The sequence below is a fragment of the Isoalcanivorax pacificus W11-5 genome (assembly GCF_000299335.2).
GTDB lineage: Bacteria > Pseudomonadota > Gammaproteobacteria > Pseudomonadales > Alcanivoracaceae > Isoalcanivorax > Isoalcanivorax pacificus.
Window position 1 is genome coordinate 391,969 of record NZ_CP004387.1, and the last position, 18,290, is coordinate 410,258.

Here is an 18,290-nt window from a genome sequence, read left to right on the forward strand (position 1 = left end):
CAATTGGTTCCCCTGTCCACCGGAGCACCGGATGCTGTTGCGTTTACTGTTGAGCCTGCTGCTGATCTGTACCGCGCCTGTCGCGGCGCTGGCGCATGCCGGTTGCGCGACGGTGGTGGATGAGCCGGTTGCCCAGGCGCACCATCATCACCATCACGCCATGCCTGAACAGGTGGAGACGGCAGGCTGTTGCGATGTGCTGTGCGTGAACCTCTGTCTTGCCGCGACGATGCTTCCTCCGGCGCCTGCTTGCCTGGAGGCGTCGTTGCCCGCCATGCCCGCTGCGTCCCTGGCGGCCGGTCAGATGCCCGCGCCCCTGCCCGAGCTGTTACTGCGGCCGCCCCGAACCTTGTTGAGCTGAACCTGCTGGTGCGCTGCCTGTGTGGTGGCGTGAGTGCTGTGTTGTCTGGACAAGGAGCATCCCGTGTTGATGTCCCGTTTTCCCGTCGGCGCCTTGCGGTGGCCGACACTGCTGATACTGCCGATATTGATGGTGGCCTGTGCCGGTCGCCCGCCCGACGATGGCGCGGCCCGCATAGATGAGTACCTGGCGGCCCGTGACGTGCCGTCTCCCCAGGGCGAAAGCCTGCCCGTGGCGGGCGAGTTGAGCCGTGAGCAGGCGGTGCGGCTCGCGCTGACGCGCCACCCTTCCGTTGTTGCGGAATATCAGCAACTGGATATCGCCGCCGCCGATGTCATGGCCGCCGGGCAACTTGATAACCCGCGTCTGTCGCTGTCGCTGATGTATCCGCATGGTGGTGGCAGCCATGACACCGGGGTCGGTATCGCCCAGGGCTTCGCCGGCCTGTTATTGCGGCCCGCGCGGATGCGTATGGCCGACGACCAGTACCAGCAGGCCGCGCTGCGTATCAGCAGTGCCGTGCAGCAACTGGCAGTGGAGACCGAAGCGGCCTGGTTTGCGCTGCTTACGGCAGAGCAGACGCTGGCGGTACAGAGGCAGGTCACGCGCGCGGCGCAGTTGCGTGCCGAACTGGCGCAGCGGTTTGCCAGCGCGGGCAATTTACCTGCGATTGAACTCGCCACCTTGCAGCGCGATGCGGCCGAGGCGCAATTGACCTTGTTGCGCCAGCGCCAGCGGCGTGACAACGCCCGCGCGACACTGGGTGAACTGATGGACGCGCCGCCGGAAGCAGAATGGTCGGTGCCAGCCGCCTTGCCGCTGCCGTCGCATCACGAGCCCTCGGTGGCGGACCTGACGGACATGGCCCTGTCGCGGCGTCTGGATTTGCAGGTGCTGCAACTGGACAGTGCGCTGTTCGCCGACAACCTGACGCTGGCACGCCGCTACCGCTGGCTGGGTGAGCTGGAACTGGGGGTGGAGCATGAGCGCGAAGGCGATGGTACTCGCAAGACCGGCCCAAGCCTGTCCTTCAGCCTGCCCCTGTTTCATCGCAACCAGGCGGGGGTGCAGCGGGCCGAAGCGCAGCAGCGCACGGCGCTGGCGCGCGAGCAGCAACTGACGCAACAACTGCGCCACCGGGTGCGCGCGCTGCACGCATCACTGATGCTGACCAGGGAAGCCTTCACCGTACACCGCGGCACCTTGCTACCGGCGCTGGCAGCGGTGGTCGAGCATCGCCAGGAGCGGGTCAATTTCATGCTGGATGGCGTGTTCGATCTGCTCGCAGACAAGCAGGCTGAACTGACGGCGCGGCGCGAACAAGTAGCAACGCTGGGCGAATACTGGCAGGTGCGGACCGCCCTGTCGCAGACGGTAGGCAGCGGGCTGCCGCTGATGAGCATGGGCACGCTGGAATTTGACACCGCTGCACCGATGGACCACGAACACGGAGCACATCACTGATGAAACGTCGCGATTTTCTGATGACCGCGGGTGCGGCGCTGTCGGCCAGTGCCATGAGCCGTGCGGTGGCTGCTGATTCGCACCATGCTGAACACACGGCACCTCGTCGGCAGGGTTACACGCCGGTGCGTACGCTGAATGGGTGGACATTACCCTGGCAGATGAACGGGGGCGTAAAGGAATTCCACCTCGTCGCCGAAGAAATCGAACATGAATTCGCGCCGGGCTCGCGGGCGAAATGCTGGGGCTACAACGGCACCACGCCAGGCCCGACACTGGAAGCGGTGGAAGGCGACCGGGTGCGTATCCTGGTCACCAATCGCCTGCCGGAGCCGACCACCATTCACTGGCACGGACTGCTGCTGCCAGCCGGTATGGATGGGGTTGCCGGCGTCACGCAGCCACTGATCATGCCGGGCGAAACCTTCGCCTACGAGTTCACCCTGCGCCAGCATGGCACGCATATGTACCATCCGCATGCGGATGAAATGGTACAGATGGCGATGGGTATGATGGGGCTGTTCATCATCCACCCGAAAGACGGTGAACCTGAACCGGTCGATCGCGACTACGCGTTGCTGCTGCACAACTGGGCGCTACATCCCGGCACGTCACGGCCTGATCCCTCCGTGATGACGGATTTTGATCTGTGGACCATGAACTCGAAGGTGTTCCCAGCTATCGAGCCGCTGGTGGCGCGCACTGGCGAGCGGGTGCGGGTACGCATCGGTAACCTGTCGATGTGGAATCACCCGATACATATGCACGGCGTGCAGTTCCAGGTGACCGGCAGTGACGGCGGCCGCTGGCCGGCTGCGCAGTGGCGCAACGAGGTGACGGAAATCGTCGGTGTCGGGCAGATGCGCGATATTGAGTTTATCGCTGTGCCGGGTGACTGGGCGTTCCACTGCCACATGGCGCATCACACCATGAATGCCATGGGGCACGAGATTCCCAACACGCTTGGCGTGGACCAGTCCGGTATCGAGGCAGAAATCCGCACGCTGTTGCCGGGCTATATGGCGATGGGGCAACACGGCATGAAGGAACACCAGCAGCATACCGACAGCGGTCACATGCGCGGGCCGGACAATACGCTGGCGATGATGATGGGCAAAGGGCCGTTCGGCAACATCGGCATGGGCGGCATGTTCACGCTGGTGAAAGTGCGTGACGACCTGGCGCCGGGCGACTATCGCGATCCGGGCTGGTATGCGCATCCATCGGGCACGGTGGCCCGCCGTGTCAGTGCCGATGCCAACTATGGCGCGCCTGTGCGTCGCGGCACGCCGCTCAGTGACAACGCGGCATCATTGCCTGTGCCGGATCGGCATGCGCATCATTGAACTGACAATGAGGAGAAGGTCCATGTGGAAAGCAAAAGGGTTTGTCGCGCTGCTGTGCAGCCTGTTTTTGATCGCGCCAGTGGTGCAGGCAGAGGCGCTACCGGAAGTAGAAGTGTGGCGCAGCCCGAGTTGCGGTTGCTGCGGCGCCTGGATTGCGCATATGCGCGAAGAAGGCTTCACGGTAACGGATAACGTCACGCCGGAAATGCATGACGTCAAAGTAGGCTTGGGTGTGCCGGCGGCGTATGCCTCCTGCCATACCGCCACGGTCGGCGGTTATCTGCTTGAAGGCCATGTACCGGCGGACGATGTGAAGCGATTGCTGGCAGAAAAACCGGAGGCCGGGCGTGGCCTGCTGGTGCCGGGAATGCCGGTGGGGTCACCGGGGATGGAAATGCCGGGACGCAGCGATCCGTATGATGTGTTGCTGCTGAAAGAGGATGGACGGGTGTCTGTGTTTGAGCATCATCCGTCGCAGCATTGAAAAAGAGCGGCCCGAGGGCCGCTCTTTCGGTTGGTTTACTGTGCGGGCTGGACGTCAAATTCGATAGTCCAGGTCTGCTGGCTGCCCGGGTTATTTCCGTCCGCGTAGGTGATGTCGGTCAGATGGAAACGCGCGTAGCTGTCGCCGGTGCCGGATCGGATAAATGCGCCGTTGTCCGGGTTTGCGCTGAGCATATGCACGGTGCCGTTATAGGTGTACCAGCCGTAGTCCAGCATCGGATAGGTTCCCTCGGCGTCTGCATTCAGACGTGAGCGCACATCGTCGATGATCCAGTCGCCGGCGTCTGCCGGCGTGGCCATGTCGGCCGCCGTCAGGTCGGCCAGTGTGTCGGCGGGGGCGGCGGAGGTGAAGGTGCTTTCCACCACATTGCCCTCGGCGTCATAAAAGCCGGCCGGCGTTTTGCCGACAAAACCGGCGACGCTGCCGTCGCCTGACTGGCCGCCGTTGAGCATGATGTTGTAACGGTTGAAGGCGATGTGCCAGTTGTTGGCATCGGGAACGTCCACCACGGTGGCGTTTTCCAGATCGTAATACACCCAGGCTGTGGTGGCATTGACGGTGTCTGTCTGCACGGAGGCGCCGTCGGTGCGTTCGATCCAGCGGAACGACGGATAGCCGGACGTGGTGCCGGTGGCGCCGCCGTAGTAACCCGTGATCTGCAGCGCAAACACCTTGGTGTCAGTGGTGCTTTCGGTACTGTCGTCACTGCTGTCGGTCGTGATCAGGAAGACGCGGTAATTGGGGTACAGGGAGTGGCCGCCGCCGATGCCGTATTCGAATGCGGCGGACTGGATCGCATTGCTGCCGACGAAGGCGCCATTGTTGGCATCGGCAGAATAGACCGATTCCGGGATGGTGTTGCCGTCGCCATCGGTCAGGCCGGTGACCCAGGTTTGCAGGTCGGCCCAGGTGTAGTCGAACGGGCCGTTGAGGGCGCCGCCCTGGCCGGCGGCGTTGGTGGTGCCGGAGTTGGTCCAGAAGGTGGCGGTGAGGCCGCTGCTGCGCACCATCAGATCCCAATCGGTGCTGCTGCAATCGGCGGTCTGGAGAGCGTTGTCGAAATCGTAGCAGGCATCCTGGCCCGCGCCCGGCAGGTCGAACGTCCAGGTGGCGCTGGCGGTGAATTGCGAGGTGTCGGTATCGCCGCCACCGCCGCCGTTGTTACTGCTGCCGCCACCACCACCGCAGGCAGTCAATACCAGTGCCAACAAGGTGCCGCTACTGATCAGGGCTGCGTTATGCAGCATGGGTTGTTTCCCCTTCATGAGTGAACTCCATCTTTTCGTGCAGATAAAAAAGGCGTGCGTGAATGCCCTATTGAGCACCCCACTGATAGCGCACGCCGAGGTAACCGAAGCGGCCAGCCAGCGGGCCGAAATCGTCGGCGTCGCTGAAATCGCGCTGGGTATCGAACAGGTTGTTGATGCCGGCGAACACGCGCAGCGAAGGCGTGACGTCCTGGTTTACTGTCAGGTCCACGGTGGTCCATTCGGGGGACCAGGCGTTGCGGTCGGTGCTGATCAGTTCGCGGCTCTGGTAGCGGCCGCGCAGGGAGATGGCAGTGGTCTCCGAGGGCAAGGTCAGGTCCAGCGACAGCACGGCCATGTGTTCGGGACGGCGTGTCAGCGTCTCGCCGGTATCCAGGTTCTCGGTGTCGGTCCAGGTGTAGGCGAGCCGGGTAGAAAAACGGCGCGACAGCTGCAGGGCGATGCTGCTTTCGATGCCCAGGGTTTCGGCACGGGAAATGTTGTCGTAGGTGTAGACCATGATGCCGCGAACATTGGTGCCGTTGTCTTCATCGGTCTGGATCAGGTCCTTGACGCGGTTGTAGAAACCGTTGATATCGACCGTCATGCGATTGCGGAACTGCAGCGTGGTGCCCAGTTGCCAGCTGGTGGAGGATTCCGGTGCCAGGTTCGGATTGCCGATCACCATGTAGCCGATGCTGCTGTGATCAAAACGGAAATGCCGTTCTTTCAGGTTCGGCACCCGATAGCCCTGGCCGACGCTGGCCCGCAACGTGCCGCGCCAATCGTAGCCATTGAGATAATCCAGCCGCAGCGCCGCTTTCGGCGCGGTGTGGCCACCGAAATCGGAATCGTCCTGATAGCGCACGCCGAGCACCAGTTCGAGCATATCGCTGAACAGGATGTCGTTCTGCACGAACAGCTCCTGGCTGTCGCGGGTCACTTCACCACCGTCCAGCTCCGAGGCGCCGTTCACGTATTGCTGCAATGCCTCGCGATGGAGATCGGTACCCACCTGCCAGAGCTGGTTGCGCCACATGGGCAGGTCAAGCTGTGCGCTCAGGTGATCCGTTTCCAGTTCAGCGGTGCGGTCGGTGGTCAGCACATTGTTCGAGCGTGACGTCGAGTGACTGTCGTACTGTTCGTTGAGCGCTTTCACCTGCCAGCCCAGGCCGTTGGCATGGTGCCAGTCGGCGCCGGCGGTCAGGCGGTCGCGATCGATGATTTCGGTTTTGCGCTGGGGGACGAGATTGGGCGGTGCGATGACGGTGTAGCGTTGTTCGGCTTCTTCACGATAGCGGCTGCCATCGAACCAGATGCCCTTTCCGGCCTGCGGCTGCCAGGCGAGATAGCCGTTGAACTGGTCGCGCAGTACGGCATCGCCCTGCTGGCTCCAGGCGTCCGGGTCAGTGGTGAAGCCGTCGCTGTCCTGACGGTCCGCGCCGAGGCGATAGCGCCAGGCGCCCTGGGCGCCGTGAAGATTGAGCTGGCCATGTTTGCTGGCGATATCCAGCGTATCGCCGGACAGGTTCTGGCGCCCGTAACTGCCGGCATCCAGCGTCACGCGCCCGCCGAAGCCTTCGGCGGGGCGGCGCGTGATGACGTTGATCACCCCCCCCATGGCCGAGCTGCCGTACTGGGCCGAGGCGGCGCCCTTGATGACTTCGATATGCTCGACGTCGGCCAGGGAGTACTGGCTGAGATCCACGGTGGAACTGGTGCTGGCCGAGATCGGCAGGCCGTCGATCAACACCAGTACCTGGTCACTGGTGAGGCCCTGGAGGGAGACCTCATAACCGGATTTGCCATGGATTTCCCGCAGTTGCAGGCCGGGGATGTTCTGCAGTGCTTCCTTCAGGTTACGCGCGTGCGTGCGGTTGATTTCGTCACGGCTGACCAACTCGGTGCGAATCGGGGTGTCATCCAGGGTTTTCGCGGTGCGGGTAGCGGTCACCACGATCGGCGCCAACTGCCCGCTGTCGGCCGCGCCTGCCGGCAGGGACAGGGCAAGCAGGGCCGGGAGCAGGGGCAGTGGGGTGTAACGGGACATGGGTTTGGGTCCGGGCGTTGTGTATATTTTTGCGAATGATAATGATTCCTATACATAAAAAGCAATGATTGCCATTTGCTGGATCCGGAATGCGGCATTTCCCGGCGGGCCCCGCTATCATGGCGCCCTCCCGTGCCCGCCCTTTCCGGAGCCTTCCGTCATGAATGAAAACCAGCGTCTGCAACAGATCATCCGCCTGCGCCGCAAGGCGATGTGGATCATGGTGGTGATCAGCCTGGTGCTGGCCCTGGTGCTCGGTGCCGTGCAGTACGGCCACCTGGCGTTATCGGAGGGGGCGGTGCGCTATCTGTTCACGGTGATGATGTCCACCGGCTTTGCCGCCGTGGTGTTCATGGTGATGCTGGCCTACGCGCTGCGCGGCTGGGTGTGGGCGCTGATCCTGCTGGTGTTTTCCATGGTGGTGCCAGTGGTGGGGCTGATCGGTATCGTGATGATGAACTTCCAGGCGACGATGCGGCTGCGCGAGTTGCAGTTGGACGCCGAGCGCAAGGCCGCTGCGCTGGCGGCGGCCGATGAGGATGATGCTTGAGCGCCGTTACAGATAGCCCAGCGGCACGGCGGTGGAATCCACCACCTTGCGCATCACAAAGCTGGAATGCACCCCGCTGACCCCTTCGATCCGGGTGATCTTGTTGAGCAGGAACTGCTGGTAGTGGTCCATGTCCGGCACGATCACCTTGAGCAGATAATCGGCTGACTGGCCGGTGATCAGGTAGCACCACTGCACCTCCTCATAGCCCGCCACGGTGGTTTCGAAGTGCTCGAAGCGCTCCGGCGTGTGGCGGTCCATGCTGATCTGCACCAGCACGGTCAGGTCCAGCCCCAGTGCCTTCGGGTTGAGCAGCACGGCGCGGCCACGGATCACGCCGGCTTCCTCCAGTTTCTGTACCCGGCGTGAACAGGGGGACGGGGACAGCCCCACCTCCTCGGCAAGCTGCTGGTTGCTGAGGCTGCCGTCGCGCTGCAAAGCAGCCAGAATGCGTTGATCGAAGCGATCCAGTTTCAGGCTTTCCTGTCTCATGGCAATAAATCACCTTATAATTGCGTTAGTGAGCAATTTATCAGCGTGAAGGCCGGAAATCACCCGATTTAAGCAAACACATTGCGCTGCCTCGCGCCTAGACTGGTTTCTGTCGGCGGCACCCCAGGGGCCACAAGCCCGGACCGGGCCGTCAGACAGCCTCCCCACCCGGGAGCGGCCACGGCGCCACCAGCGCACGGCGGGAACATCCGGTGCAACGCACCTCGACGGACGGGCCACACGGCCCGTTTCCTGATTCTGAAAACGCACTTTCGTGGAGAAGAAGATCATGGCGTTTGACCATCGCAAGTACCGTCCCTTCACCCCGGTAGCCCGCCCGCAGCGGCGCTGGCCGGATCAGGTTATCGAACGCGCGCCGGTCTGGTGTGCGGTCGACCTGCGTGACGGTAACCAGGCGCTAGTCAAGCCGATGACCGTGGCGCAGAAGACGCGCCTGTTCCAGTTGCTGGTCAAAGTAGGTTTCAAGGAAATCGAAGTGGGTTTCCCGGCCGCCTCCCAGCCTGATTTCGATTTCGTGCGCAAGCTGATCGAAGAGGACATGGTGCCCGAGGATGTGACCATCCAGGTGCTGACCCAGTCCCGTGACGAGTTGATTGCACGCACCTTCGAGTCCCTGAAAGGCGCCCGCCGGGCCGTCGTGCACCTGTACAACTCCACCTCCCGCGTGCAGCGCGAAAAAGTATTCCGGCTGGACGTGGCGGGTATCCGCGACATCGCCGTGAACGGGGCGCAGCAAGTGAAGCATCATGCCGCCCAGGCGCCGGAAACCGAGTGGGTATTCCAGTATTCGCCGGAGAGCTTCACTGGGACCGAACTTGATGTGGCGGCCGACGTGGTGAACGCGGTGATCAATGTATGGCAGCCGCAAAACGGCCAGCCGGTGATCATCAATTTGCCGGCCACGGTGGAAGTGAGCACGCCGAACGTCTACGCCGACATGATCGAGTGGATGAACGACAACCTCCATCACCGCGAGCACATCCAGATTTCCCTGCACACCCACAACGACCGTGGTTGTGGCGTGGCCGCTGCGGAGCTGGGTGTAATGGCCGGCGCGGACCGCGTGGAAGGCACCTTGATGGGCAACGGTGAGCGCACCGGCAACATGGACATCGTCACCATGGCGATGAACCTGTACAGCCAGGGCATTGATCCGCAACTGGATTTCTCCAACATCCGCGAGATCGCAGAGACGGTGGAATCGGTCACGGAAATCAGCACGCACCCGCGCCACCCGTATGCCGGCGAGCTGGTGTTTACAGCGTTCTCGGGCAGCCACCAGGATGCGATCCGCAAGTGCCTCAGCACTTATAAAGACGGTGATGTATGGGAAATTGCCTACCTGCCGATCGACCCGCGTGATCTTGGCCGCCGTTACGAGGAAGTGGTGCGGATCAACTCGCAATCCGGCAAGGGCGGTGTATTGCACGTGCTTGAGCGTGACTTCGGCATCACGCTGCCGCGCTGGTTGCAGATCGAGTTTTCACGCGTGGTGCAGGCGCAGGCCGAGCAGCAGGAAGGCGAGGTGGACGGTGCGCAGATTCATGCGCTGTTCAACGAACAGTACCTGAACACACCGGCGGGCTGGCAATTGCGCGCCTACGAACTCAATCGTGAAAGCGATGTGGTGCATGCCCGCATCAGCATTGGTGACGAAAAAGGAGCCGCGACCGTGCTGGCCGGTGAAGGACGTGGCGGTGTCGAAGCGCTGGTGGCCGCAATCAAGCGCCGTTCCGGGCAGGATATCGCCGTGGAAGGCTTCGACGAGTTTGCCCTGAACGAAGGCACTGATGCGCGCGCCATGGCCTGTGTGCGGGTACGTGTTGGTGAGTCGTTCAGCAGCGCGGCGGCGCTGGCGGATGACACCACCTCGGCGGCGTTGCAGGCGGTGCTGTCGGCCGTGGGGCGTGTCGAGGCTGTGGAAAAGGCGCTGTCCAAAGCGGGTTGATCTTTGCGCGCTATGAAAAAGGGAGCCACGCAAGGCTCCCTTTTTTGTGGGCGTGATACAGGCTTTAGTACGTCAGATCAGCGTAAATCTCCCCGGGACCGCTGGAGCAGGGAAGTGCGCCATTGATTGAAATAGTTCCCGCCGAAGGGTCCACTTCGTAGTTTGCATAACCTCCACAACTGCTGGATGCCGCGCTGAACGTCGTGAATATATTGAACGGTTCTGGCCAGGCGCTGGTGGAGACAGAGCCATACCATGGAAAGCTGGATGTTGAAACAAAACTGCAGGTTGGCGCACCAAAGAAGAGTGCTGAGTAGATGTGCAGTGAATAAGCTGGGGGTGGGACACTGAAATCAAATTCAATGGTCAGCGTGCAGTTTATTGGAGGGAGTGGCGGCACGACAACGATGGCGGGGCCGGTCGCTGTGTCCGCGTAGGTGTGTGCTGATAGTGCCAGGGTGAATATCCCTGGGAGTATGTATTTTTTCTTCAGGCCGCTATTCATTTCAACAAGCTCCATTTGTTATCGAAGCTCCATCCTTGGCCTGCTCGGAATCTTGATCAAGACGCCGATCTGAAAAGCAGCTTTTAGCTTGCCTGCACGCCGGAGGCGGCGTGGCAATATATATTGCCACTATCACACATTATAGGTCTTTGATTTTTTCGCCTGCTCGGCCTTGCTCTTGCGCCCTTCCACGATCCAGTCGGTCACAGCGAACAGCACACCGGACATCACGAAAGTGAAGTGAATGGCCACTTTCCACGCCAGTTGTTCATTGGTGTATTGCGTGCTGGTCAGAAAGGCCTTCAACAATTCCACCGCCGAAATCGCCACAATGGCGCCAATCAGTTTGATCTTCAGGTCGGAGAAACCGACTTTGCCCATCCAGGCCGGGCGGTCTTCGTGGTCGCCGACGCCGATCTTGGAGACGAAGTTCTCGTAACCGCTGAAGATGATGATCAGCAGCAGGCTGGCGATCAGGGCCGTGTCCACCAGGGTCAGGATGGAAATCACGGCGTCATGCCCGGTCGGCGCGAAGACGTCCGTGACCAGTGAGAACAGTTCCTTGGCGAATTTGGCCAGCAACACCAGGATGGCGAAGATCAGGCCGACGAAGAACGGGGCCAGCAGCCAGCGGCTGGCGAAGATCATGGCTTCCAGGCGGTGTTCCAGGTTTTTCATCTCGGGCTCCGGGGAATGGCGGCGGGGCATAATCTACCGCTTTTATGCCCCGCTGCAACCCGGATCACGGCCGGTCCGGGTCCGCCATGAACGCCCGTTCCGCCGCCGGCAGGCTGGCCTTGCGTGCCTCGTCCTCGGCGCGCTTGCGCATCATCCGGCTGCCGAGGATCAGCACCATCGGTGCGGCGATAAAGATGGATGAACTGGTGCCCACCACAATGCCGAACAGCAAGGGTAGCGCGAAGCTGGCGACCGCATCGCCGCCGGCAAGGCCCATCGGCAGGATCGCCAGGAAGGTGGTGATGGAGGTGAACAGTGTCCGCGTCAGGGTCGACGTCAGGCTGCGGTTGATCAGCTCGCGCATCGGCATGTCCGGATGCAGACGCTGGTTTTCGCGCATGCGGTCGAACACCACCACCTTGTCGTTCACCGAGTAGCCGATCAGTGTCAGCAGCGCGGCGATGGCGGTGAGGTTGAACTCGATGCCGGTGAGGGCGAAGAAGCCCAGCGTCTTGGTCAGGTCCAGGGCCAGCGTGGCCATGGCACCGATGGCGAACCAGGGCTCAAAGCGGAAGCGCAGGTAGAAGAACATGCCGGCGCCGGCCAGCAGCACGGCAAGAATACTGCCTTCGATAAACTGGCTGCTGACACTCGGGCCGACCACGTCCACGCGCGGGAAGGTTGCATCCGGCGCCAGCGCGCGCACGGCATCGCGCACTTCATCCACCTGGGCACTGGTGGTGGCGGCATCCGGTGCGGCTGGCAGGCGCACTAAAAAGTGACCGTCATGCCCGAACTGCTGGATCGAGACGTCGTGCAGCCCCTCGCCCTGTTGCAGGGTGCTGCGCAGGGATTCGATCGGGGTGCTGCTGCCGGTCTGCACTTCCACGGCGGTGCCGCCGCGGAAATCAATGCCTTCGGTGAGGCCGGGTTTGAACAGCAGGCCGATGGATGCCAGCGACAGCACCGCAGACAGCACCAGCCCCATGGCGCGCACGTTCATGAAACGGATCGGCTCGCCGCCGGTGAAACGGTCGATAAAGCCCAGGCCGGGAATCACCAGCGGTTGCCGCCGCAGGTGGCGTACCCGCCATTCCATCACCAGCCGGGTAAAGGCCACGGCGGTGAACAGCGACACCAGCAGGCCCACGGCCATGGTCACGGCAAAGCCGCGCACCGGGCCGGAGCCGAAGCTGAACAGCAGGCCCACGGCAATCAGCGTGGTGATGTTGGAATCCAGGATGGTGCTGTAGGCGCGATCAAAGCCGGCCTGCAGGGCGGCGGCTGCGCTCTTGCCGCGTCGGGTTTCCTCGCGGATGCGTTCGTTGATCAGAATGTTGGCATCCACCGCCATGCCGACGGTGAGGATCAGGCCGGCGATGCCGGGCAGCGTCAAGGTGGCACCGAGCGCCCCGAGGATACCGATCACCAGCCCGATATTGATCACCAGCGCGGTATTGGCGATCAGGCCCCAGCGGCGATACACCCCGAACATGAACGCCAGCACCAGGGCGGCACCGATCAGCCCGGTGGTGAGGCCCATGCGGATCGAATCGCCGCCCAGCTCCGGGCCGACGGTGCGCTCTTCCACCACATGCAGCGGCGCGGGCAGGGCGCCGGCGCGCAGCAGCAGCGCCAGGTCGGTGGCTTCGGTGCTGGTGAAGCCGCCGCTGATCTGCCCGGCACCGCCGGTAATGGGTGTGCGGATCACCGGCGCGGTGATCACCTTGCCGTCGAGCACCACCGCGAACGGCCGACCCACATTGTCGCGGGTAATAAGGCCGAAGCGTTCTGCGCCCTGCTTGTTCAGTTTGAAATTCACCACCGGCTCGCCGGTGCGCTGGTCAAACGCCATGCGCGCGTCAGTCAGGTGGCCGCCTTCCAGCAGCGGTGTGCGGGTCAGCGTGTAAGTTTCGCCGGCGGCGCCCGGGACGTTGAGGGTGGCGGTGCCGTCATGGCCATCGGTGACCAGATGGAAAGTCAGCCGTGCGGTACGGCCGAGCAACTGCTTGATGCGGCCGGGATCTTCCACGCCGGGCAGTTGCACCAGCACGCCGGTATTGCCCTGGCGGGTGATCAGCGGTTCCACCACGCCGGTTTCGTCCATGCGCCGGCGCACCACTTCCAGGCTGCGCTCCACGGCGTCATCGGTCAGCACGTTGCGCAGGTTGGCGTTAGGCGTCAGCAGCAGTGCGTTGCGCTCGGTGCTGACACTGAAATGGCTGGCACGGCCCTCGCTGTCGTCGCGAATCGCCTGATGGGCGAGGGTTTTCGCTTTCTCCAGTTGCGCCGGGTCGCGAATGATCAGCCGCACGCCAGTATCCACTGGTGACGGCTGGCTGGCACGGATGCCTTCCTCGTGCAGCAGGCGGCCCAGCGTTTCGCCCAGTTGCAGTGTGCGCTCATTGACCAGATCGTCGGTGTCGACTTCCAGCAGCAGGTGCGAGCCACCGCGCAGGTCCAGGCCAAGGGTGAGGTGGCTGGCGGCATACCAGTCGGGCAATTTCTCCAGTGTGCGCTGGGGCAGCACATTTGGCAGTGCGGCCAGCAGGCCGAGCAGGATCACGATGGCATACACCACCGCGCGGGTACGGAAATTCGTTTGCATTGCGTCTGTCTCTGTCGGGTGTGCGGACGGACCGGACACGCCTTGCGTGGCGCTGCCGGGCCGGATTCAGCAGGGATCAGGACAGAACAGGTGGGGCGTGCGGATGGCGCGGGCCCTTGCCCAGCGCCTGGGCGTTATGGGCGGCGGCCACGGGCTGCGGGCGCAGCCGGATAACCGGGCGTGGTGTGGGCAGCAGGGCGGTGATAAAGGCCAGCGGGGCCGGTTCTGCGCCGCCGTCTCCGCCGTGCTCATCGCTGGCTTGCCAGAAGGACAGCGTGGCGCGCAGCAGCGCGGTGCCGGCGCTCTGGTGGTGCTGTTCACTGCGGGGACCGTCGGCATCGGGCAATGCCGCGCCCCACTGCGCCGGCCACTGGTTGGTCAGCGTCGCGCACAGCAGCAATACCAGCGCCGCCAGCCAGTGACCTGGCCGGGTGGTGGAATGCGGAGAGGAAACAGGGCGCTGCATGACGGGCCAGTGATGGTGGCAGGAAAGGTGATGCTAGGGCCGGGGCCCGGATACCGCAATCGGCTTTTCGTTAAAAAGCCGGTTGCAGGGGCTGGGCGGGCCTGCCGGACATCGGGATGGGCCTATTCCCAACTGCCCAGCACCTGATGAACGATCTGCTCCACGGTCTGGGCCTGGGCATTCAATTGCCCGTCCAGCACCAGGAAACTCAGGCCATGGGCCATGCTCCAGGCTCGCAATGCGCCGGTGGTGACCTCTGGTGAATCAATATCTTTCCCCAGCGCCGTGGCGATACCGGTTTTCAGCACGGCATAAGCCTGCTGGGAGGCCGCCACGAGCTCGTCGCCACGTTGTGTGGCACTGAAGGCACCGAACATGAGACGAAACAGGGCCGGGTGTTGCCGGGCGAAGGCCACATAGGCAAGGCCGCTGCCCAGCAGCCTCTGCCGCGGGGTGTCGCCTTTTTCCGCGCCCTGCCGGAGGGCTGCGGCAAACCGGCGGAACCCTTCTGCGGAGATGGCCGCCATCAGGGCGTCCTTATTGGCGTAATGCCGATAACAGGCGTTGACCGTCACCCCCACCCGGCGTGCTGCTTCGCGGAGGCTGAAGTCGGCGCTGTCCCCTTGTTCCAGCAGGTCCATGCCGGCTTCTACCAGCGCGACGCCGAGGTTGCCGTGGTGGTAGCCATCCGCTTTGGCGGGGCGGGAGGGTGTGGCGCTCTTGTCCAATGTTGACATTGCATACATCCGGCGATAGCTTGATGTTTGCATTGTACACATAGACATCATTGGCACCAACGGAATGGCGGTTACCCCATGTGCTACACGGCCCGAATCTGCGTTGCCCTGATCGCTGGATGGCTTGGCGCACTGGCCTGCGCGGCGGCACTGGCCGACAGCCCGGCCCGTTCGCTGTGCGTCTTCAGCGTGCAGGGGACACAGGGCGAACTGTTCGGGCAGATGCGTGATTTTGCGGTGGCAGCCCAGACTCAGGGCGTGACGTTGACGCCGAGGGTGCTGGTGGACGAACGCATCGCGGCGGAAGATTTCAAGGCGGACCAGTGCGATGCCGCGCTGCTGACCGGCATCCGCGCCCGCGCGTTCAATCCGTTTGCGGGCAGTATCGACGCCATTGGCGGCCTGCCGGATTACGACGCCCTGCGGACTTTGATTACCTTGCTGGCCCGGCCGGAATTGGCGCCCAGAATGCGGCAGGGCCCTTACGAAGTGGCCGGGATCATGCCGCTGGGTGCGGCCTATATTTTTCTCAACGACCGCCGCATCAACAGCGTGGAAAAGATCGCCGGGAAACGCCTGGCGGTGTTTGAGCATGATGCCGCCCAGTTGATGATGGCACAGCGTATCGGTGCGCAGCCGGTGCTGTCTGATGTGTCCAACTTTTCCGGCAAATTCAACAATGGCGTGGTCGATGTGATCGCCGCGCCGGCCATCGCTTATATGGCGCTCGAGCTGTATCGCGGTGTCGGGGCACATGGCGTGGTCGTGGATATGCCGGTGGCGCAACTCACGTTCCAGCTGGTGATCCGGCACCAGCGTTTCCCGGAAGGGTTCGGTCACTGGGCGCGGCAGTATTTTCTGGCACTGTTTGATCCGGCCTTGAAGGTGGTGATCGCGTCAGAGAACGAGATGTTGTTCTTCTTTCCGCCACCGGACAGTGACGCTGAACGCTACCAACTGCTGTTGCAGGAATCGCGCATAGCGCTCACCGACGCGGGCCATTACGACCGGCAGATGATGCAACTGATGAAACGGGTGCGCTGTGCGCATGCCCCGGAGAATGCGGAGTGCAGTGATGCGCGGGAATAACGGATGGCTGATGATCGTGATGCTGGGCGTTTCGCTGCTGCCCTGGCCGGCCAGCGCGGCGATGGCCCGCCAGGAGGCGGTGCGTTTTCTGGCCGAGTACCAGGCCGCGCTGGAGACGCGGTCTCACGACGCATTGAAAGCCCTGTTTGCCGACGATGTACGCATCCGGATAGACCTGGAAGAGGCGGGCGGGCCGTCCCAGCGCTTTACCCTCACGCGTGCACGTTTTCTCCAGCAGATATTTGCGCTGTGGCGCTTCGCCAGTGAGCAGGCTTACACGTTCAGCAGGCCGCAGTATGCGGATTCAGAGGACGGCACGCTAACGATCACCGTCACGCAAACCGAGCAACGGCAGTTGTTCGGTGTAGAGGGCGGGCAACGGGACGTGATGACCATGGTGCTGGACCATCGCAACGGTGTCCTCCAGATCGTCGATCTGCATAGCAGCAGTCGCTTGTGGTGAGCCGACATCTCATGACAGACAAGGCCGGAACGGCACGGACGCTTTACCAGTTTCCGCAATCGCATTTCGCCGAAAAAGGCCGCTGGCTGCTTGATTACAAAGGGCTCGATTATCAGGCCCGCAACCTGTACCCGGTGCTCAACCGGCTGTTCCTCTGGCCGAAGACCGGGGTCATGACCATTCCGGCGCTGAATGACGGGGGCCGCTGGGTTGGAGACAGCACCCGCATTGCCCTGTATCTGGACGACGCCTATCCCGACTTGCCGCCGCTGCTCAGTGCCGATCCGGTGCTGCGCGCGCAACAGTTGCACCTCAACCGTCTGGCGGAGTCGCTGGGGGTGCTGGTCCGGCAGCATGCGATGATCTACTTGATCAATACGCCGGTGCCGCCCACCCTGTATTTTCAGGATGCACCGCTGACAGGCCCGTTGCGGGCCGTCGCAACCTGGGTTTTTCGCGCCGGGGTGAAGTCACTGTACAAGACGTATCCCAAATATCTTCCCCGCGTGACCGCGAAAATCGTGGGGCTGCTGGATGACGCGGAACAGCATGTGATGGCGCGCCGGCATCCGGATTTCCTGCTGGGTGATCAGCTCAGCCTGGCCGATATTGCGCTCGCCAGCATGCTGGCGCCCCTGCTGCTGCCCGAAGGGTCGCCCTGGCACAGCATCGTTGCCCCCGCGACCCCGCCGGATCAAGACTGGGTGGCTGTGCAGCAATCCGTGGCGCAACGTCCGCTCGGGCAGTTTGTTTATGCGCTCTATGCTGGCCATCGCCACAGCCGGCATAACTGGCGCGGGCACTGGTAGCGTCAGGCCGTCGCCAGATGTTCCGCCAGATAATCCACGAACAGCCGCACCTTGGGTGACAGGTGCCGGTGGCGCGGATACACCGCCCACACCGCCGTATCGGCAAATCGGAAATCCTCCAGCACCGGCACCAGCGCACCGCTGGCAATGTGCTCATCCACGTAATAATCCGGCAACTGACTCAGACCCAGCCCGCGCAGTGTGGCGTCCAGCAAGGCCGGGCCGGAATTGGCCTGCCAGCGGCCGCTGACGCGGACTTCCCGGCGCTGGCCGTCGATGCGGAAGCGCCAGCTGTCCAGCGAGCCGACCAGGCAGCGGTGGCGGAGCAGATCGTTCGGGTGTGCCGGCGCCGGGTGCGCATGCAGGTACGCGGGGCTGGCCACCACGTGCTCGCGGCGGTCGCACAGTCGCCGGGCGATCAGGCTCGAATCCTGGAGCTCTCCCAGGCGGATGGCGATGTCGTAGCCTTCGTCGATCAGCGCCACGCGCCGGTTGGTGAAATGCATGCGGACATCAAGTTGCGGGTGCTGTTGTACGAACCGGTTGACCAGCGGTGCGATATGCCGCTCGCCGAACGTGGTCGAGGCGGTCAGCTTGAGCAGGCCGCGCGGGCTGGCCTGCATGTCGCCCAGTGCCGCCTCGGCCTCGCGAAAGCCGTCCAGTGCGTGGCGGCAATGCTGGTGGTACAGCTCACCGGCTTCGGTGAGGCGGATCTGCCGCGTTGTGCGGTAGAGTAACTGCACGCCGAGTTCCGCCTCGAGCTGGCTCACCAGCCGGCTGATATGGGAGGCGGACACCTTGAGCTGGCGGGCGGCGGCGGAGAAGGCGCCCTGCCGGACCACCTCGACAAAGGCCTCGACACGGTCCCAGTGTTTCATTGTTGCTCCTTGGCAAAGATGTTGTTACGTCGGGTGTGTTTATCCGGCCAGGGGCAATAATCTACACTGCCGC

18 protein-coding genes are annotated in these 18,290 nt (G+C 63.0%); 9 read left to right on the forward strand and 9 right to left on the reverse strand.

Translation table 11 applies throughout. From position 1 onward, the window contains the following. Positions 1-31: 31 nt before the first annotated feature. From S7S_RS01885 to S7S_RS01900, 4 genes are all read left to right on the forward strand, one after another. Positions 32-361: a hypothetical protein gene (locus S7S_RS01885; protein WP_008736521.1), complete on the forward strand. Its 330-nt coding sequence runs from the start codon at positions 32-34 to the stop codon at positions 359-361. Between the two features lie 69 nt (positions 362-430). After that, positions 431-1,825 carry a TolC family protein gene (locus S7S_RS01890; protein ID WP_144401560.1) on the forward strand — a complete coding sequence of 465 codons (1,395 nt, stop codon included), beginning with the start codon at positions 431-433 and terminating at the stop codon, positions 1,823-1,825. After that, positions 1,825-3,171, forward strand: coding sequence for a multicopper oxidase family protein (locus S7S_RS01895; RefSeq protein ID WP_052269190.1), 1,347 nt, complete (start codon positions 1,825-1,827; stop codon positions 3,169-3,171). Before S7S_RS01890 ends, S7S_RS01895 begins: the two co-directional genes overlap by 1 nt. Before the next feature lie 22 nt (positions 3,172-3,193). Beyond that, positions 3,194-3,655, forward strand: coding sequence for a DUF411 domain-containing protein (locus S7S_RS01900; RefSeq protein WP_238582924.1), 462 nt, complete (start codon positions 3,194-3,196; stop codon positions 3,653-3,655). A 35-nt stretch (positions 3,656-3,690) separates the two neighbouring features. Here S7S_RS01900 and S7S_RS01905 read toward each other — a convergent pair whose 3' ends face one another. Continuing rightward, a complete protein-coding gene (locus S7S_RS01905; protein ID WP_041025891.1) occupies positions 3,691-4,923 on the reverse strand; it encodes an HmuY family protein in 1,233 nt (410 codons plus the stop codon). A 67-nt stretch (positions 4,924-4,990) separates the two neighbouring features. Further along, a complete protein-coding gene (locus S7S_RS01910; protein WP_082027602.1) occupies positions 4,991-6,973 on the reverse strand; it encodes a TonB-dependent receptor plug domain-containing protein in 1,983 nt (660 codons plus the stop codon). 160 nt (positions 6,974-7,133) lie between these two features. On the opposite strand from S7S_RS01910, the gene S7S_RS01915 reads away from it, so the two are divergent. Beyond that, positions 7,134-7,523, forward strand: a complete 390-nt coding sequence (locus S7S_RS01915) for a hypothetical protein (RefSeq protein ID WP_008736537.1) — start codon at positions 7,134-7,136, stop codon at positions 7,521-7,523. Positions 7,524-7,529: 6 nt separating this feature from the next. On the opposite strand, the gene S7S_RS01920 is transcribed toward S7S_RS01915, so the two are convergent. Then, positions 7,530-8,015, reverse strand: coding sequence for an Lrp/AsnC family transcriptional regulator (locus S7S_RS01920; protein WP_041025892.1), 486 nt, complete (start codon positions 8,013-8,015; stop codon positions 7,530-7,532). 289 nt (positions 8,016-8,304) lie between these two features. On the opposite strand from S7S_RS01920, the gene leuA reads away from it, so the two are divergent. Further along, positions 8,305-9,984 carry a 2-isopropylmalate synthase gene (gene leuA, locus S7S_RS01925; RefSeq protein ID WP_041026060.1) on the forward strand — a complete coding sequence of 560 codons (1,680 nt, stop codon included), beginning with the start codon at positions 8,305-8,307 and terminating at the stop codon, positions 9,982-9,984. Between the two features lie 64 nt (positions 9,985-10,048). On the opposite strand, the gene S7S_RS19485 is transcribed toward leuA, so the two are convergent. The 5 genes from S7S_RS19485 to S7S_RS19780 all read right to left on the reverse strand — a co-directional run bounded on the left by S7S_RS19485 (position 10,049) and on the right by S7S_RS19780 (position 14,978). Continuing rightward, a complete protein-coding gene (locus S7S_RS19485; protein ID WP_144401561.1) occupies positions 10,049-10,504 on the reverse strand; it encodes a hypothetical protein in 456 nt (151 codons plus the stop codon). Positions 10,505-10,621: 117 nt separating this feature from the next. Next, a complete protein-coding gene (locus S7S_RS01930) occupies positions 10,622-11,167 on the reverse strand; it encodes a TIGR00645 family protein (protein ID WP_144401562.1) in 546 nt (181 codons plus the stop codon). Positions 11,168-11,231: 64 nt separating this feature from the next. Next, positions 11,232-13,775 carry a protein translocase subunit SecD gene (gene secD, locus S7S_RS01935; RefSeq protein ID WP_052269192.1) on the reverse strand — a complete coding sequence of 848 codons (2,544 nt, stop codon included), beginning with the start codon at positions 13,773-13,775 and terminating at the stop codon, positions 11,232-11,234. 76 nt (positions 13,776-13,851) lie between these two features. Further along, the gene (locus S7S_RS01940) at positions 13,852-14,241 is read right to left on the reverse strand and encodes a hypothetical protein (protein WP_041025893.1); all 390 of its coding nucleotides are present in this window, start codon (positions 14,239-14,241) and stop codon (positions 13,852-13,854) included. Positions 14,242-14,363: 122 nt separating this feature from the next. Continuing rightward, positions 14,364-14,978, reverse strand: a complete 615-nt coding sequence (locus S7S_RS19780; RefSeq protein WP_052269193.1) for a TetR/AcrR family transcriptional regulator — start codon at positions 14,976-14,978, stop codon at positions 14,364-14,366. Between the two features lie 78 nt (positions 14,979-15,056). Here S7S_RS19780 and S7S_RS19785 point away from each other — a divergent pair, with 78 nt between their 5' ends. From S7S_RS19785 to S7S_RS01960, 3 genes are read left to right on the forward strand one after another with little or no spacing between them, the layout of a single operon-like run. Continuing rightward, a complete protein-coding gene (locus tag S7S_RS19785) occupies positions 15,057-16,067 on the forward strand; it encodes a putative solute-binding protein (RefSeq protein WP_041025894.1) in 1,011 nt (336 codons plus the stop codon). Between the two features lie 10 nt (positions 16,068-16,077). Then, on the forward strand, positions 16,078-16,530 hold the full coding sequence (locus S7S_RS01955; RefSeq protein ID WP_041025895.1) for a DUF4440 domain-containing protein: 453 nt from the start codon (positions 16,078-16,080) through the stop codon (positions 16,528-16,530). Positions 16,531-16,541: 11 nt separating this feature from the next. Beyond that, entirely contained in the window at positions 16,542-17,339 is a 798-nt protein-coding gene (locus S7S_RS01960; protein WP_041025896.1) for a glutathione S-transferase family protein, read from the forward strand. Between the two features lie 2 nt (positions 17,340-17,341). Here S7S_RS01960 and S7S_RS01965 read toward each other — a convergent pair whose 3' ends face one another. Further along, positions 17,342-18,217, reverse strand: coding sequence for a LysR family transcriptional regulator (locus S7S_RS01965; protein ID WP_008736549.1), 876 nt, complete (start codon positions 18,215-18,217; stop codon positions 17,342-17,344). Positions 18,218-18,290: the final 73 nt, after the last annotated feature.

Excerpts from the sequence above, each read along its gene's own strand:
- S7S_RS01900 (WP_238582924.1), top strand. The coding sequence starts at position 3,194 with ATGTGGAAAGCAAAAGGGTTTGTCGCGCTGCTGTGCAGCCTGTTTTTG.
- secD (WP_052269192.1), bottom strand. The coding sequence starts at position 13,775 with ATGCAAACGAATTTCCGTACCCGCGCGGTGGTGTATGCCATCGTGATC.
- S7S_RS19780 (WP_052269193.1), bottom strand. The coding sequence starts at position 14,978 with ATGTCAACATTGGACAAGAGCGCCACACCCTCCCGCCCCGCCAAAGCG.
- S7S_RS01915 (WP_008736537.1), top strand. The coding sequence starts at position 7,134 with ATGAATGAAAACCAGCGTCTGCAACAGATCATCCGCCTGCGCCGCAAG.
- S7S_RS01965 (WP_008736549.1), bottom strand. The coding sequence starts at position 18,217 with ATGAAACACTGGGACCGTGTCGAGGCCTTTGTCGAGGTGGTCCGGCAG.
- S7S_RS01940 (WP_041025893.1), bottom strand. The coding sequence starts at position 14,241 with ATGCAGCGCCCTGTTTCCTCTCCGCATTCCACCACCCGGCCAGGTCAC.
- S7S_RS01930 (WP_144401562.1), bottom strand. The coding sequence starts at position 11,167 with ATGAAAAACCTGGAACACCGCCTGGAAGCCATGATCTTCGCCAGCCGC.
- leuA (WP_041026060.1), top strand. The coding sequence starts at position 8,305 with ATGGCGTTTGACCATCGCAAGTACCGTCCCTTCACCCCGGTAGCCCGC.
- S7S_RS01910 (WP_082027602.1), bottom strand. The coding sequence starts at position 6,973 with ATGTCCCGTTACACCCCACTGCCCCTGCTCCCGGCCCTGCTTGCCCTG.
- S7S_RS01960 (WP_041025896.1), top strand. The coding sequence starts at position 16,542 with ATGACAGACAAGGCCGGAACGGCACGGACGCTTTACCAGTTTCCGCAA.
- S7S_RS01955 (WP_041025895.1), top strand. The coding sequence starts at position 16,078 with ATGATCGTGATGCTGGGCGTTTCGCTGCTGCCCTGGCCGGCCAGCGCG.
- S7S_RS01890 (WP_144401560.1), top strand. The coding sequence starts at position 431 with ATGTCCCGTTTTCCCGTCGGCGCCTTGCGGTGGCCGACACTGCTGATA.
- S7S_RS01920 (WP_041025892.1), bottom strand. The coding sequence starts at position 8,015 with ATGAGACAGGAAAGCCTGAAACTGGATCGCTTCGATCAACGCATTCTG.
- S7S_RS01895 (WP_052269190.1), top strand. The coding sequence starts at position 1,825 with ATGAAACGTCGCGATTTTCTGATGACCGCGGGTGCGGCGCTGTCGGCC.
- S7S_RS01885 (WP_008736521.1), top strand. The coding sequence starts at position 32 with ATGCTGTTGCGTTTACTGTTGAGCCTGCTGCTGATCTGTACCGCGCCT.
- S7S_RS01905 (WP_041025891.1), bottom strand. The coding sequence starts at position 4,923 with ATGCTGCATAACGCAGCCCTGATCAGTAGCGGCACCTTGTTGGCACTG.
- S7S_RS19785 (WP_041025894.1), top strand. The coding sequence starts at position 15,057 with ATGTGCTACACGGCCCGAATCTGCGTTGCCCTGATCGCTGGATGGCTT.
- S7S_RS19485 (WP_144401561.1), bottom strand. The coding sequence starts at position 10,504 with ATGGAGCTTGTTGAAATGAATAGCGGCCTGAAGAAAAAATACATACTC.